This is a genomic window from Janthinobacterium sp. PSRC1-1, from assembly GCF_049897525.1.
Lineage (GTDB): Bacteria > Pseudomonadota > Gammaproteobacteria > Burkholderiales > Burkholderiaceae_D > Janthinobacterium > Janthinobacterium tructae.
The window spans coordinates 497,145-510,437 of the sequence record NZ_JAFCWK010000005.1 but is presented as its reverse complement, the minus strand read 5'-3'; the positions used below and the strand labels follow the sequence as shown (position 1 = coordinate 510,437).

Below are 13,293 nucleotides of genomic sequence, written 5' to 3'. Positions count from 1 at the left end.
AGCTCGTACACATCACAAGCCACAACTCGCTAACACCACCTCCAGTTCTAATTCATACTTCCGGCCGCGCGGCCAGTCCCGCGCCAGCGCGAGGATGATCTCGCCATCCGTTGCCTCAGGTGTTAGCTGGTCGAACTCATAGGGCGGCCGCTGCGGCATCGACTTTACACATGGTGTAAAGACGGGAATTTCGACCAACTGCGGCGCCAGCGGCGCGCTGCCGCAGCCGGCCAGCACCAATACAAGCATCCATTTCATCGCACGCCCTCCAGTAGCAGCCTGACGGCCGGCATAGCCTCGTCGCAGGTCGTGGCGCGCGCGCCAGCGATCTGCGCTAGGGCAGCGTCATACTTCTTGCCCTTGGCAGCGGCCGCCGCCTGTGCCGCCGCGCCACGCTCCTGCGCTGCAAGCGTTGCCTTTGCCATGCCATCGATGGCGCGGTTTTGCTCGCTGATCGAGGAGCGCAGCTGCGCGCTGGCGCCCTGCTCCTGCACCAGCGCCGCGCGCGCGGCGTCACGGTCGCCAGCGGCCAGCCACCAGCCGGTCGCGGTGGAGCTGGCCACCAACAGCAGCACGGCGACCAGCACGATGGCGGCCGCCTTCCAGATGCCGCTGACGGCGGCGCCCGCCAGCGTGCCCAGGGCGCTCATACGATGCCCGCCACGTAGCTGACGCCACCGCCGGCAAACTTGGCCGTCAGGACTTGGCGCCGCGGCGCGCCAGCCGACAGGGCGATGTGCACCCACGTGCCTTCGTAGATCAGCTGATCGAAGGCGATATCGCTTTGCCGGATCAGCTGGGCCAGCGCCTTGGGCGCCAGCTTGGCCGTGCTGATATCGGCGGCCAGGCCCAGCACGTGGGCGCTATTGGCCGCGCCTCCCACGGCCTTGTTCAGCGCCGGCGAGCGGTAGCCGCTGGAAATGGCGATGGGCGCACCGAGCAGCGCGCGCACCTGCTCGAGCAGCGCGGCCAAGCGCGTGAGGTTGGCGACGATGGCGGGCTCCGGCGCGTTGTCGATGCCCTTACGGGTGGCCACCTGCGAGGCGACCAGTTCGGCCAGCGAGAAATTTTTACTCAGTTGCATGACGATCCCTTCCAGAACGATGAGCGCCGGTTGACGCAGACTAGCGCAGCGATGCCACAATGGAGCAGCACCTCGGGCCAGGCCGGTGTCACGCCAAACAGCAGCACTGCGGCGGCGCCGGCCGTCAGCGCGATCCAGGTAATGCGGATTGCGTTGCTGGTGCAGGGCTGCATGTGGTTGAGCTCGGCGAACAGGCCGCGCGCCAGCACGATGGCGGCAGCCGCCATGTCGATGGAATACAGGAGGTTCATGGGATGTCTCCTTTTTTGCGGAGCCACGCGAACGCGGCCGGAATGATGACCTGGGCGCACAGGCCCAGCCCGGCGGCGGCGGCGATGCGAATGCCCGATTCTCCGGCTGCGCTGATGAATGGGAAATAATTGCCTGCGGTGACGCTGGCCACCGGCGCGAACCAGCCGGCGATCAGGGCCGATCCGGCCACGCTGCTGGCGATCCGCGACCAGCGCATGGGTGGCAGGTAGGACAGCGAAACTAGGCCGCCAGCCAGGCCGGCCAGCAGCGCGTCATACTGCACGCCCAGGATGGACCCGGTCAGGGTGATGGTGCCGGCGGCGATTGCGATGCCGACGGTGCTGCTTGCAGGTTCAGCCATATTGGCCTTTCGGGTTGGGTATGTGGGTGGATTGCTTTAGAGCAGCGGCTAGCGTTGACATTACGAGCATGGCTGTCTCATTTCTAGGGAAAGGTGAGACAGTATTTTTCTGATGGTGGAAATGAAAAAACCCGCCGAAGCGGGTTTGTGGTGGAGTGCTGCTGTGCTACACGGCCTTGACCATCACATAGGCCCGCCCATCCGGCTCGATGGCGATCACGCGCCCAACCGCGCGCAGGTACTGCTGCATGTTGATATCGTCCGCGTGCACGGCGATGCCCGTGATGCCGGCACCGTCCTGCACCGGCACGATGTAGTCGCCCGGCTGTGCGCCCAGCACGTTCACCGGCACGCGGCCGGCGATGGCAATACGGTCGACCTTCTGGCGCTCGACCTCCAGGGCAGCGTCGAAGGCGGCCATGGCCTCGGCATCCTGCCGCACGGCGGCGTCATGCGCGGCCAGGGCTGCAGCGTAGGCAGCCTGTTTGACCGCCAACGCGGCATCGGTATCGCCGGGAGTTACATCGTCCTCCTCGATCAGCTCGGGACGGCGCACTGGCGGCAGAGGGGCCGGGCCGGCCTTTGGCTCAGGGCGCGGTCCGAGGCTGCTGGCCCAGGTATCGCCGCCGACGAACGACGGCGCCGTTGATTTGATGGCGAACATGACGGCATCGGCCCAGCGGTCGGTGATGGTATTGCCGGCGGTAATACCGACAATAGTGCCCTTGGCAACCGGACCACAGCCCAAGCATTTATGCACGTATTCAGCATAATCGTTGCCTAGTGTATTGACCGTACCCAAGGTGGAAATGCCGCGATCAGTATTCGAGTTTTTCCCCAGGTACATCGTGGAGGCAGCAACTGGCAGTAATGCACCATTGCCAGCGCGCAGCACGAGTGTCTCTACGCTGCCCGACAGGCCAGCCCGGAGTAGCGCCGTCCCCTGAGCGCCAGTAGGAACAAACCCACCTGAGCCGGCCACCTGCATGAGGTCGACGGCATTGTCCGTCGTTGTGCCGACCAGCACGGAGCCGCGTTCTGTGATTCTCATACGCTCCAGATAACCAGACGGACCGTCACCAGTCTCAAATGACGTATATCCAGCGTACCCGACTGTGGGATCACCGCCACTGACGATGCGCGTGCCGTAGCCATCTGCGTAGTACCCCATTTTAATCACTGTTTTGGCAATACCGGTCGCGCCAGAGACGACACTCAGTTTTAGAACCTCCTGCCCCGCCACTCCGACGACGGCCGCATTGAGGCTGCCGGTTGCGGTGACTCGCGGTGCCGTCAGCGGTCCGGTCATCGTGCCGCCCGTCAGCGGCACCGCGTTATACGGCCCGGCCGCAAACGCCGCCCACATCTGGTTCAGCACCTCGAGCACGTTGGTCATGCCCGGAAAAAATTTTGATGCCATTTTTAAATCCCCTCAATTTCTAGTGGTGTGGAGTAGCCGTCGTAATACGGAGTGCTGACCGCGCCCAGGTTGGCGACGCGGCCGTAAATCATGTGGTCCTGCTCGAGCACCGAGTCCGCGTTCTCGGGGAACAGGCTGAACATCAGTGGCCGGGATGGGCCGCACGCACGCAGAATCTGCATCAGCCGCGCACGGTCCGGCGGCGTCAGGTGCTCCAGCTCCACGGACAGTTTTCTGCTGGCCGTGCCCGACGTCGTTTTCGTGGTGCCGGCGCTGGTGCGGTATGGCTCGCTGGTGTTCTGCAGCTGCACCGATGCGCCGTAGGACGCGTTGTATTCGGGCGTCCAGTAGTTGCCCACCACCAGGCGCGACATTTCGATATAGCCGCCAGGCGTATCGATGCCGGTCACCTCGATTACCAGCTGGCGCACCAGCACGGCGGCAAACCAGGCGACCAGGTCACTGCCGGCGCCGGCGCCCCAGTTATTTGCGCCGCCCCACGTATAAGCATTCCAGCCCAGCGGCAGCTCGCCGAATGGGTAGGTGCCCAGCGGCGCCTCGCGGCAGGGCTGCGTCCAGCCGGTATCGAGCACCGCCACAGCGTCGCCGGGCTGGGCATAGCCACGCACGCGCATACGGGCCGTGCTGGTCAGGTTGGTATAGAACAGCGCCACGCAGGCCATCACCTCCTGCGTGGGCCAGGTGGCCGTGATGGTCTGCGTGATGCCGGCGGCGCGCAGCACGGCTGATTTACGGTCCATCTGCAGGTTGGCCGGGCCGAGCGCTGCGACCTGGCTCGACGCTGTCAGCACAGCACGGTCGGCCACGTTGCTGTGGATAATGCGTAAATTTGTCATGTCATTCCATTGTCACAATGGTGGTGCGCTGGTCGTAGTCGCCTGTGATATCGAGGCCCGACGGCGCGCCCGGTTTTTTCGTGTACGTGAAATTCTGGAGCGTCACGGCCGCGACGAGCCGATAGGTGCGATTCAAATTTGACTGTACGGGATCGGTAAATGTGAATGAGCCGTTAATACTGCGCGTGGCGGTCGACTCGCTACCGATGCCCTCTGGATCGTACGAACCAAAATTATTAAATGTCTCGGAGCCAGCCAGGTAGAACGTATGGACTGCTGCCTCAGCGCCGCCTGCCAGCGTCCGGTACAGCGTGAAACTGCAGCCGGTAGTGCCGGTTCCATGCGAAAACGTGTAGCGGTTGGATTGCTCCTGCGAGTACAGTGCAATACTACCGATCACTGTAATCGCCCCGCCATTGCTGCCAAATGGCCCCGTGATCACCTGCTCGATTGGCCCGAATGTCGGATTTGTTACCGAGGTGCGCAGCATGCCAGCCGACAACGAACCGCCGAAATAGCCGGCACCGTTTCGTTTCAGGAAAAAAATAGCATTGGCGTCTGTTTTGGCGCCGCTACCGGCCCACATCGCATACACCGGGTCATCTGGCCCCTGCTCAATCCGGAATCCAGGGGCGACACCTGAGACCACATTGCCAGAAAACGTGGCCTTCCCGTCGATGATAGTAAAACCCGGGGCGATTACGTTGCCGTTGCCAGCCACCTCAAAATATTTACCGCTGGCATAGTTGCCCATACGAAACACATCCGGACCCAGGTAGTATCCGGTGCCGGCCGATGGCCAGTTGACGTCGACAAATGCACCGCCGAGCACGTAGCCCCGCGCCCGCAAATTATTAATCTCCATATTGCCACTGCGATACAGTCTCCAGCCGGACGCCCCAGCCACGAAATTGCTCGACCAGATATCGCCGCCGATTTTGGCATTGGTGATCGCGGCGTTCTGGATAAACGCGTTGGCGATATACACCCCGATGGGGATCGTCACGCCATCGATGACGGACTCGGTCGTGCGTACAATAAACGGTACGGCCGACGCAATGCCGCTGCCGGCCGGCGCCGCAATCGAGAACGTGCTGGCGCGCACGCCGAAGTCGATGCGGCCGCCGCCGCCGATCAGCTCAAAGCCGCCGGCCACACCGTTGACGTCCACCTGCACGCCATATTTCGCCTGCGCCTGGCCCATCGACTCGGCGGTGGCATCGGCCAGCACCTTGATGGCGGCGTACTTGTCGACCAGGCCCGTCACCGGGTCGCGCAGGGTTGCCTGTGCCTGCTGCAGGAACGAGGCGGCCGCCTGCGCGCTGCCGTCAGCATTGGCCTGCGAACTGGCCGCCTGCGCCGCGTACACGCCCGCATCCGCCGCCCGGGTCGTCGCCGTCGTGGCTGCATTATTTGCGGCAATGGCCCACTGACCCGCCTCGTTGGCCTTGGCGCTGGCCGTGCCGGCCGAGCCTGACGCCGCCTGTGCCGCGTTGGCGGCGCCGTCGCGCGCTGCCTCGGCGCTGACCTTCGCAGCGCTCGATGCGGCCGATGCCGTCTCGGCGGCGTTCGCGTAGCTGGCGGCGTTCTGCTTGCTGTCAGCGGCGGCAGCGGCGCTGACGCCGGCGCCTTGCGCCGACTGTGCAGCAGCCGCTTGGGATGCCTGGGCGGCCGATGCCGATTCATCCGCGCCGCTAGCCGCCTGGGATGCCTGGCCTGCCGAGGTGCTGGCGCGGCCCGCATCCGCATTGGCGGCCGTGGCTGACTGGCTGGCCTGGCTGGCGTACTGCCCGCCCTGGCCAGCTGCAGCCGCCGCCTGCTGCTTGGACAGCAAGGCCGCAGCAGCCGCCTCCGTGGCAGCGGCGGCCGACGCCGCCGCGCTGGCCGTATCCCCGTAGGCCTCGTCCAGCACGTCGATCAAGTCGATCTTGGCCCCCAGGTCGGCATGTAGCTGCGACTCGGTAATCTCGCCCGTCAGCACGCCTAGCAAGTGCTCGACTTCCGCATCGGACGAGCCGATGGTGCCGCTGCTGGCGTTGTACGGACCAGGGATGGCCGCGCGCGAGACGTAGCGTATCCAGTAATATCGGGTAACGCCCGGCCCCACCGGATCGACGTATTCGCGGCCATCGGCGCGGCCCGCCAGCGCCGCCTGGGCAAAGTTATTGACCGGCGCGCGCCACACCTCCGTGTGCGACAGGTTGCTGTAGTTGGCTGGCGACGCGTCCCATGCCAGCGTAATCGTCGCCGGATGCCCGGTGGTAGCCAGGCCCGTCGGCGCCGGCGGCGGGCGCAGGTCCAGCGCCTGCTGCTTGGCCACCGTCTGGCGGGCGACATAGGTCAGCCCATCGATGACCGTGGTGGCCGTCACCGTCACGATGCTGGCGGCCATGTCGGCAAACTTCAGCACGGCGTCGCCGTTGGCCACAGTCAGCGGCACGGTCGGATCGCTGGAAAACGTGATCTCGCCCACCGCGCCCAGCATCAGCGCCGAAAACGTGATCGCGGCCGGCGTCGGCGCGCCCGCCACCGACACCTCGAAGAGCGTGGCGCTGGGCGTGAGCAGCAATGCGCGGTCTATCGGTGCCGCATAGCGCGGCACGGTATTCATGATGAGTGTGTCGCGCGTGCCGCCCATGACGCTCATACCAGCACTCCCACGGTCACACGGCCCGTCAGCCAGAAGCGCGACAGCAGCACCACCACGCCCGGTGCGCCATCCTGCAGGCCATAGCGCGCATCCGTCAGGGTCACGGCCTGTCCCAGTTCCAGCAGCATCATTTCCGGCTCTCCGTCAAATTCATAAATGGTGCGCGGCACGCTGTTCAAGGCCAGGCGCCGCGCCGCTTCCGCATGCGCGTCGGCACGCGTTTTCAGGCAGGTGTCGTTCTGCACCGGGTCGTCGCTCAGCCGGTAGCGCGTGCGCACGGCCGCGTCGACCACCGTCTCCGTCAGCCACTCGGTGGCATACAGGTCGGCATGCTCCGGGGGGATGCTGGTCGTCAGGCCAGCCTGCACGGTCCAGTTTTTGTCGAAACCGATCTTCACGGCCGCCACGACAGGCAGGCACTGCACCGGGTGCAGCGAATGCTCCTTCATCTGGTCCGGGCCGATGTCCACGGGCACGCCGGTGCCCGGCAGCGCGATCTGCACCAGGCGCAACTGGCCGGCGCGCGACATGATCGCCTGGGCGCCCACGCTGGCCGCCAGCTGCTGGATAGCCTGCGCCTGGTTGCCCCGGTCCGCCAGATACAAGCCCACCAGCTGCGGGTGCGCCGCGTCGAAGGCGGCCAGGTTGACCAGATCCAGGTCGTCCAGGGTGAAGCGGTCCGCATCCTTGCCAAAGCCCGTGGCGATGCGCTGCACCAGCGGGGCGATGCGCGGCGCGTAGCCGGCGCCCTTGTCGCCCTGCACGCTGACGGTGATCACCTGGGCCTGCGGGTTGGTGATGGGCTGGAAGCGCCCGGTGGCGTTGTCGACGGTCACAGCGACCGGCTTGCCATTGGCGCGCACCTCGGCGATGGACTCCACGCTGCCGAGAAAGCCGTATTCCAGGGTGGCCGGATTGGTCAGCAGCGGCGACACGTTGTGGCATTCGCCAAACGGAATAGGCAGGATGGCGTCCTTGTTGGGCGACGCGCCGCCCAGCTTTGTTTCCGTGATCTGCGTATTCAGGCGCTGCAGCTTGTCGCGCAGCACCATGGTCAACGATTCGCGGCTGGTGCTGACCACGCTGTCGAGGATGCCATCGAAGACCAGACGGAAGTCCGCACGCGGCCAGGATGGGTCGCCGGTCCAGACCTTGATCGCGCGATTGCGCCACACGTCGGCCAGCCAGCCGTCGAGTGCGCCATCGGCATTGTCAAGCTCGATATCGCCGCCGGACAAGCCTGCCTCGCCCGACAGGCTGACCTGCTCGGTGAAAGCCAGGCCGCCGGTGGCCCACGGCATGTACTCGATGTTGGCTGGCACGTCGCCCTCCCCCGTAACGTAGGGCCGGGAGGAAAGGTAGCGGGTCGTTTCCTGGCCCGCCACGTTGACCTGCGCCTCGATCAGCACCATGCGCGCGGCAGTCGGGTGCTGCAGCCACTCCAAAAACTGCGTTTCCGTCATTTTTCATACTCCGGTTGTTTTACCCGGGCAGATGCCTTGGTGGATTTGTCAATGCCGGCGACCACGCGATTGGCGGCCTTATCGTTCGATTCGACGGTGGCGCGGATTGCGGCGCCAGTCTGCTTATCCTGGTCGGCACGCAAGCCTTTGACCTCCTCGCGCAGGCTCTTGATCTCGACTACCAGGGCATCGGTGTTGCCACCGCCCTGGCTTGGCGCGCCACCGAAATAGCGGCGCATGGCCGCCGCCGCTGGCGCGTCGACCACCACCTCGCCCCGGTGCAGCTCGGCCGCGTAGCCGTCAAACGGCACGCTGGCCAGGCCGCCAGCATGCGAGCCATCGAACCTGACGCCCAAGCCCGTGGCCGTGCCCATCGCCGCCTGCAGGTTGGCGATGGCCTGCGCCACCGTCAGCACGCTGTCGTTGATGGTGATCAGGCCCGACACCGACGCCGTAAGCGCATCCAGGCTGGCCTGCTGCACGTCAACCTGCGCCCCAGCCCAGCGTAGCGCCTCGTCATTGGCTGCCATCACGCGGGCGTAATCGGCCGCGTATTTGGCGTCCGACGCGTTGACCACCTGCGAAGCCGTCAGGAATGCTTGCTCGGCGGCCGACAGGCCAGACTGCGCCGCCGTGTCGCCTGCATTGGCCGCCGCCAGGGTCTTCTCGAACTGGGCCCGCGCCTCGGCATACTTCTGCTCTGGCGTCAGCGTCGACTGGGCGCCAAGAGCCAGGCTGGGGTTCAGCCCGTTGAGGGTGGACACCCACGACTTCGATTTATCCAGCGCGGTTTGGGTCGCTGCCGCCTCTCTGTCGTAGGCCTTGCCCAGTGCGTCCTTGGCCGAGACCACGGCCTTGGCGGCCTGCACCTGGTCGAACAGCGCGCGATTGACGGCGGCGATGCTGGAGCGCTGGATGGCCAGCAGTTCCGTGTCGCTGTTGGTCAACTCGTTGAGCTGCTTTTGCAGGTCCATATGCTCGCTGGCGATCTCGCTGGCCGACTTGACCACGGCGGCATAGTTGCCGGTCGCGGCGGCCAGCTGGTTGCTGTATTCGCTGGCGGCCTTGAATGCCGGCGCCAGGGCCAGCAGCTTGATGTACAACTCTTGATCCGCCGCGCTGGCCAGATTCAGGCCCAGCACCTTCTTCTTATAATCCTCCATGGTCGTGGTGCCCGCCATGCCCAGCTTGCCCAGCGTATCGGCCACGGTCGACAGTACCGGCGCCATCTGCTCCGCTTCCGTCAGGAAGTTTTCAGCAAAGAAGCTGGTCCCGCTGGTGAGCGAGTCCAGGCTGCCTGCCAACTTGATAAGGTTCTCGCGCGCGCCAATGGTGGCCACGCCCACGGTGCCAAAGGCGTCTTGGGACGTACGGCCGATCAGCTGCAGCGCCGCGTCGACGCCAGCGTAATCACCGGCCACGCGCTGCAGGGTCGTGCTCAGGTCTTCGTTGCCGACCTTGAACTGACCGAGACTCGGGACCAGTTCCAGCGCAATCGCATTGCCCACACCCTCAAAAAACTTGGTGACGGCGCCCAGCCTGTCCGCTTCCGTGGTGAGGCCGGTCAGGTTGATATTCAGCGCCTGGGCGCGCGTGGCCAGGCTGGCCGTGTCAACGCCGAGCGTATTAGCCAGCGTGGCCGAGACATTACGGATGGCGGCGTATGCTTCCACAAACGCATTGGACGTCGTGGCATCGACGGCTTTGCGGTCCGTATCTTTCTTGTCGCTGCGGAACCAGCCGCCTTTTTGCGTCCAATTGGCATACTCGTTGCCAGTGAATCCGCTGCCCGACAGCGTCCCGGTGATACCCGTTTCCCCATACTTCTTGTCGCCCATGCCGAAGGCGCGGTTTGCCAGGCCACCGATCACGCCACCGATGGCGCCACCAATGGCCGCGCCGATAGGGCCGCCCATAAATGCACCAGCGACGGCGCCAATACCGGTACCGGCATTCACCGTCGCGTTGCTGCCGTACTGGCCAGAAATTGCTCGCCCACCCAGCACGCCCGCTGCAATGCCTGCAGCCGCAGCAACCAGCGGCCCAGCCGCTGCACCGGCAGTCAGCGCCGAGCCGGTACCTGCCATACCCGCCGAACCATAGGCCGCCGCAGCAGTGCTGGCCTGCGCAGCGGTCAGACTCATGCCCGTACCGAACGCAGATACCGCCGATGAGCCGAAAAGATTACCCAAGGTGGCAATGCTGCCGCCGATCCCGGCGGCTACGCCGGAAAATCCCTGTGTGGCGATGGTGTAGGCCGTTTTGGCGCTCTGCGCCAAGCCGGCAACGCCACCCAGGCCGCCACCTGCCGCGCCACCAGTCAGGCCCAGGCCCTCGGCCGAAGCCAGGCCGGCTGCCCCGGTCCCGGACACTGATGCGCCGATATTCAGGATCCACTTCTTGATCGTCATCTGGTACAGCAGGTCGAGCAAGCCGTTTTTCAGGGTGTCGCGCAGGCGGTCGAAAGCCGACTTGCCCGAATCGAAGATGGACACGAACGTATCGTGTGCAGTCGTATCGATCGATTCCCACATCTTGCGGTTGGCTTCGATCTCGGGCTTGGCCAGCTGGTTGCTGTACCAGGTCGAGTATTGTTCCTGCAGGCGCTTCTGGGCCTCGGTACCATCACCTGCCATGGCAATGCGCTCTTGCCACATGGCGGCGTCGATTTTCAACAGCGCGGCAGCGCGCGCCTTTTCGTCAAACAGCGATTCGGCAGCAAAGCGGCGGTTCTCGTCGGCCAGCTGGGCGGCATAGCCCAGCGCCTTGGTCTGCGCCAGTGTGGCCTGCTCGACGCGCACGCGCGCGGCCGCCTCTTCCGTCAGGCGCTTGATCTGGTCATCGGTGACCGCCTTGCCGGCCAGTTTTTCCTGAAGCAGGAACTTTTCCAGCGCCGTCTGCTCGCGCACCGCCACCATGGCCAATTCACGTGCGTCGCTGGACTTGCCCATCATTTGGTATTCCACCGCCAGCGCCGCGGCGGAGTCCTGGCGCGCCAGCGTGCTTTCCTGAATGCGCGCGGATACGTCCTTTTCCGTGGCACGGGCCTTGGCGATCTTTTCCTCAGCTGCCAGCTCGTCCAGCGCCGCGCGCGCCACAACCAGGTGCGCGTCAGCCAGTTTCAGCTTGCCTGTCTTGATTTCCTCTTCCAGCTTGATGCGCAGCTTCTGGCTCTCGGTCGCATCGACGTCGGTGGCGTTCTCCAGGCGTCCGGCCTCGATCTTCTCGCGGATGCTGGCGATCAGGGTGGCATAGGCCTGCTCTTCTTTCTTCAGGCCTGCAGCAGCGCCCTTGTCGGCATACTTCAAATTGATGCGACCCAGGATGTCGGCGTACTGCTCCGCATTCAAATTACGCGATTTCAAGTCGGCGATCTCGGCGGCGCGCTGCTCTTCGCGGGTGGCGTAGGTCTTTTTCCACTCGTTATAGGCTTCAGCACCTGTGACTTTTGCAACATCGGCCGCGCCCTTGGTGGCTTTTGCTTGCTTTTCAATCAATTCGTTAACCTGTTTGTTCAACTCAATCCGCTTGAAAATCGCATCGTCGTTGCTGATTCCTGCAAAGTCACCGGTACGCGCATTAAGGTCGCCCATCCTTTTCGTTGCCGCCTCCAGTTGCTTGATGATGGGCAGTTCTTTTTCCGCCTGCTGATTGGTCAAGCCGAGATTTTTAAGCTGCAGCAGGTTTTTCTGCTTATCAATCTGGGTATCAAGGGCCTTGATAATGCGGGCGTGGGCCTCCTCAAAAGACTCGGCCGCTTGTTCGTTGGCTTCTTTGGCTGTGTTGCCAAAATGATGCCAGGCCAACGTCAGCGCCCCGATCAGCAGGATTGCCGCACCAAGTGGGCCACCAAGAAATGCTGTGGCCGCGCTGAGACCTCGCATGGCCCCCGCCAGTACACCGGTGGCCCCGGCGAGGCGCGCTTTTGCTGCCGCCTGCGTGGTATCCGCCACTGCAATCTGTTCGCTAATCCTTTTTTGTTGCACACCAAGAATGGCCAACTCTTTCAGCATGGCCGAACGGGCCGCTTCCGCTACAGCTAGTTCCGCCGTAGAAGTGCGCAGCACCATCAAAGCGTAGCTCTGTGCGCCAGCGGCTTCTGCTGCAACGATAGCGGCCTGGGCCGCACGAATATTTGCCTGAGCTTGGGACAGGCGCGCAATGGCTTCCGCGCGCGCTTCAACTATCGCCACCTGCGTGACGGCAAGTTGCGCCACTTTCGCGTCGGCTGCTACTACATCAGCCTGCATTTGCGCCACCGTTGCAGCACGCAGCGCAATGCTCGCCGAAACCTGCTGATACGTTTTAGTCACCCATGTTGTCAACCAGGTACCGATCTGGTACGCAGTCAAAGTCTTGAGGATAATGACCAAGCCGCCCAAATTCTCAGAAAGAAATCGAATGGCGCCAGTAATAAGCGCCACAGTACCGTTGGCCTGAGCCTGCATGCCGAAAAACTCCAGCATTTCGTTTTTGAGCACGGTAAAGGCGCCGGAAATCGTTTGAATATTCTTGCTTTCCTCGCGCAGCGACTCCAGCGCCTTCGGCAGCACCGTGGCCATGATAGTCGACGTGATCAGCCCCTCGCCGGCCATGGCCTTGAGCGCACCCACCGGCAGGCCCATGCCGTCAGCCAGCGCCTTCATCAGGCGCGGCGCCGCCTCGTTCACGGCGTTGAATTCCTCGCCACGCAACGTGCCCGATGCGAACGCCTGCGACAACTGCAGCTGGGCCGACGCCGACTCGGTCGCCGTGGCGCCACTCACGCGCAGCGCCAGGTTGACGGTCTCGGTAATCGCCGCCACCTGCTTTTGCGTGGTGCCGAGCTCACGCGTGCCATTGGCAATGCGGGCGTACAGCACCCCCGTGCTGGCCAGGTCCTGCTGCGAGGTTTTCGCAATGCGTTTGACGGCGTCGTACGACGCGGCATAGTCGGCGACCGACGTCGACGCCAGGCGCAGCTGCGCCGTGAACTTGGCGTATTCATCGGCCATCTTGATGATTTCGGCCAGTCCGGCGCCAATGCCGATGCCGGCCAGTGCCGTCTTCATGGCATTGGCGGCCGCGTTGATCTTGTCCTGGGTTTCCGTGACAGTACGGCGCGCCTGCGTCATGTCGGCCTGCAGCCGGGCAATATCTGCCCGCAGGCGAATTTCAAGATCACCGACGATCATCGCGTTTCCAATAAAAAAGCCACCTCATGGGC

General features: G+C 64.1%; 10 protein-coding genes. All 10 read right to left on the bottom strand.

Annotated features, from left to right (window positions below):
• Positions 1–12: 12 nt before the first annotated feature.
• The 10 genes from ACP7DW_RS14125 to ACP7DW_RS14080 all read right to left on the bottom strand — a co-directional run bounded on the left by ACP7DW_RS14125 (position 13) and on the right by ACP7DW_RS14080 (position 13,261).
• Positions 13–258 (bottom strand): hypothetical protein, encoded by a 246-nt coding sequence (locus ACP7DW_RS14125; protein ID WP_426057085.1) that lies wholly within the window; start codon positions 256–258, stop codon positions 13–15.
• Positions 255–650, bottom strand: coding sequence for a hypothetical protein (locus tag ACP7DW_RS14120; RefSeq protein WP_426057086.1), 396 nt, complete (start codon positions 648–650; stop codon positions 255–257). Before ACP7DW_RS14120 ends, ACP7DW_RS14125 begins: the two co-directional genes overlap by 4 nt.
• Positions 647–1,084, bottom strand: a complete 438-nt coding sequence (locus tag ACP7DW_RS14115) for a D-Ala-D-Ala carboxypeptidase family metallohydrolase (RefSeq protein ID WP_426057087.1) — start codon at positions 1,082–1,084, stop codon at positions 647–649. Before ACP7DW_RS14115 ends, ACP7DW_RS14120 begins: the two co-directional genes overlap by 4 nt.
• Entirely contained in the window at positions 1,075–1,335 is a 261-nt protein-coding gene (locus ACP7DW_RS14110) for a hypothetical protein (protein ID WP_426057088.1), read from the bottom strand. The genes ACP7DW_RS14115 and ACP7DW_RS14110 overlap by 10 nt, the downstream gene beginning before the upstream one ends.
• Positions 1,332–1,697, bottom strand: a complete 366-nt coding sequence (locus ACP7DW_RS14105; RefSeq protein ID WP_426057089.1) for a restriction endonuclease — start codon at positions 1,695–1,697, stop codon at positions 1,332–1,334. The genes ACP7DW_RS14110 and ACP7DW_RS14105 overlap by 4 nt, the downstream gene beginning before the upstream one ends.
• A 166-nt stretch (positions 1,698–1,863) precedes the next feature.
• Positions 1,864–3,117, bottom strand: coding sequence for a hypothetical protein (locus ACP7DW_RS14100; protein ID WP_426057090.1), 1,254 nt, complete (start codon positions 3,115–3,117; stop codon positions 1,864–1,866).
• Positions 3,118–3,119: 2 nt separating this feature from the next.
• Complete coding sequence (locus ACP7DW_RS14095; RefSeq protein WP_426057091.1) at positions 3,120–3,974, bottom strand: hypothetical protein; 855 nt, start codon at positions 3,972–3,974, stop codon at positions 3,120–3,122.
• 1 nt (position 3,975) lies between these two features.
• Positions 3,976–6,621 carry a phage tail tip fiber protein gene (locus ACP7DW_RS14090; protein WP_426057092.1) on the bottom strand — a complete coding sequence of 882 codons (2,646 nt, stop codon included), beginning with the start codon at positions 6,619–6,621 and terminating at the stop codon, positions 3,976–3,978.
• Positions 6,618–8,087 (bottom strand): hypothetical protein, encoded by a 1,470-nt coding sequence (locus tag ACP7DW_RS14085; RefSeq protein ID WP_426057093.1) that lies wholly within the window; start codon positions 8,085–8,087, stop codon positions 6,618–6,620. The genes ACP7DW_RS14090 and ACP7DW_RS14085 overlap by 4 nt, the downstream gene beginning before the upstream one ends.
• Positions 8,084–13,261, bottom strand: coding sequence for a tape measure protein (locus ACP7DW_RS14080; RefSeq protein WP_426057094.1), 5,178 nt, complete (start codon positions 13,259–13,261; stop codon positions 8,084–8,086). Before ACP7DW_RS14080 ends, ACP7DW_RS14085 begins: the two co-directional genes overlap by 4 nt.
• Positions 13,262–13,293: the final 32 nt, after the last annotated feature.

What these genes read in the sequence shown, in the direction of transcription:
- ACP7DW_RS14125 (WP_426057085.1), bottom strand. Translation starts at nt 258, where the DNA reads ATGAAATGGATGCTTGTATTGGTGCTGGCCGGCTGCGGCAGCGCGCCG.
- ACP7DW_RS14090 (WP_426057092.1), bottom strand. Translation starts at nt 6,621, where the DNA reads ATGAGCGTCATGGGCGGCACGCGCGACACACTCATCATGAATACCGTG.
- ACP7DW_RS14095 (WP_426057091.1), bottom strand. Translation starts at nt 3,974, where the DNA reads ATGACAAATTTACGCATTATCCACAGCAACGTGGCCGACCGTGCTGTG.
- ACP7DW_RS14110 (WP_426057088.1), bottom strand. Translation starts at nt 1,335, where the DNA reads ATGAACCTCCTGTATTCCATCGACATGGCGGCTGCCGCCATCGTGCTG.
- ACP7DW_RS14120 (WP_426057086.1), bottom strand. Translation starts at nt 650, where the DNA reads ATGAGCGCCCTGGGCACGCTGGCGGGCGCCGCCGTCAGCGGCATCTGG.
- ACP7DW_RS14080 (WP_426057094.1), bottom strand. Translation starts at nt 13,261, where the DNA reads ATGATCGTCGGTGATCTTGAAATTCGCCTGCGGGCAGATATTGCCCGG.
- ACP7DW_RS14085 (WP_426057093.1), bottom strand. Translation starts at nt 8,087, where the DNA reads ATGACGGAAACGCAGTTTTTGGAGTGGCTGCAGCACCCGACTGCCGCG.
- ACP7DW_RS14100 (WP_426057090.1), bottom strand. Translation starts at nt 3,117, where the DNA reads ATGGCATCAAAATTTTTTCCGGGCATGACCAACGTGCTCGAGGTGCTG.
- ACP7DW_RS14115 (WP_426057087.1), bottom strand. Translation starts at nt 1,084, where the DNA reads ATGCAACTGAGTAAAAATTTCTCGCTGGCCGAACTGGTCGCCTCGCAG.
- ACP7DW_RS14105 (WP_426057089.1), bottom strand. Translation starts at nt 1,697, where the DNA reads ATGGCTGAACCTGCAAGCAGCACCGTCGGCATCGCAATCGCCGCCGGC.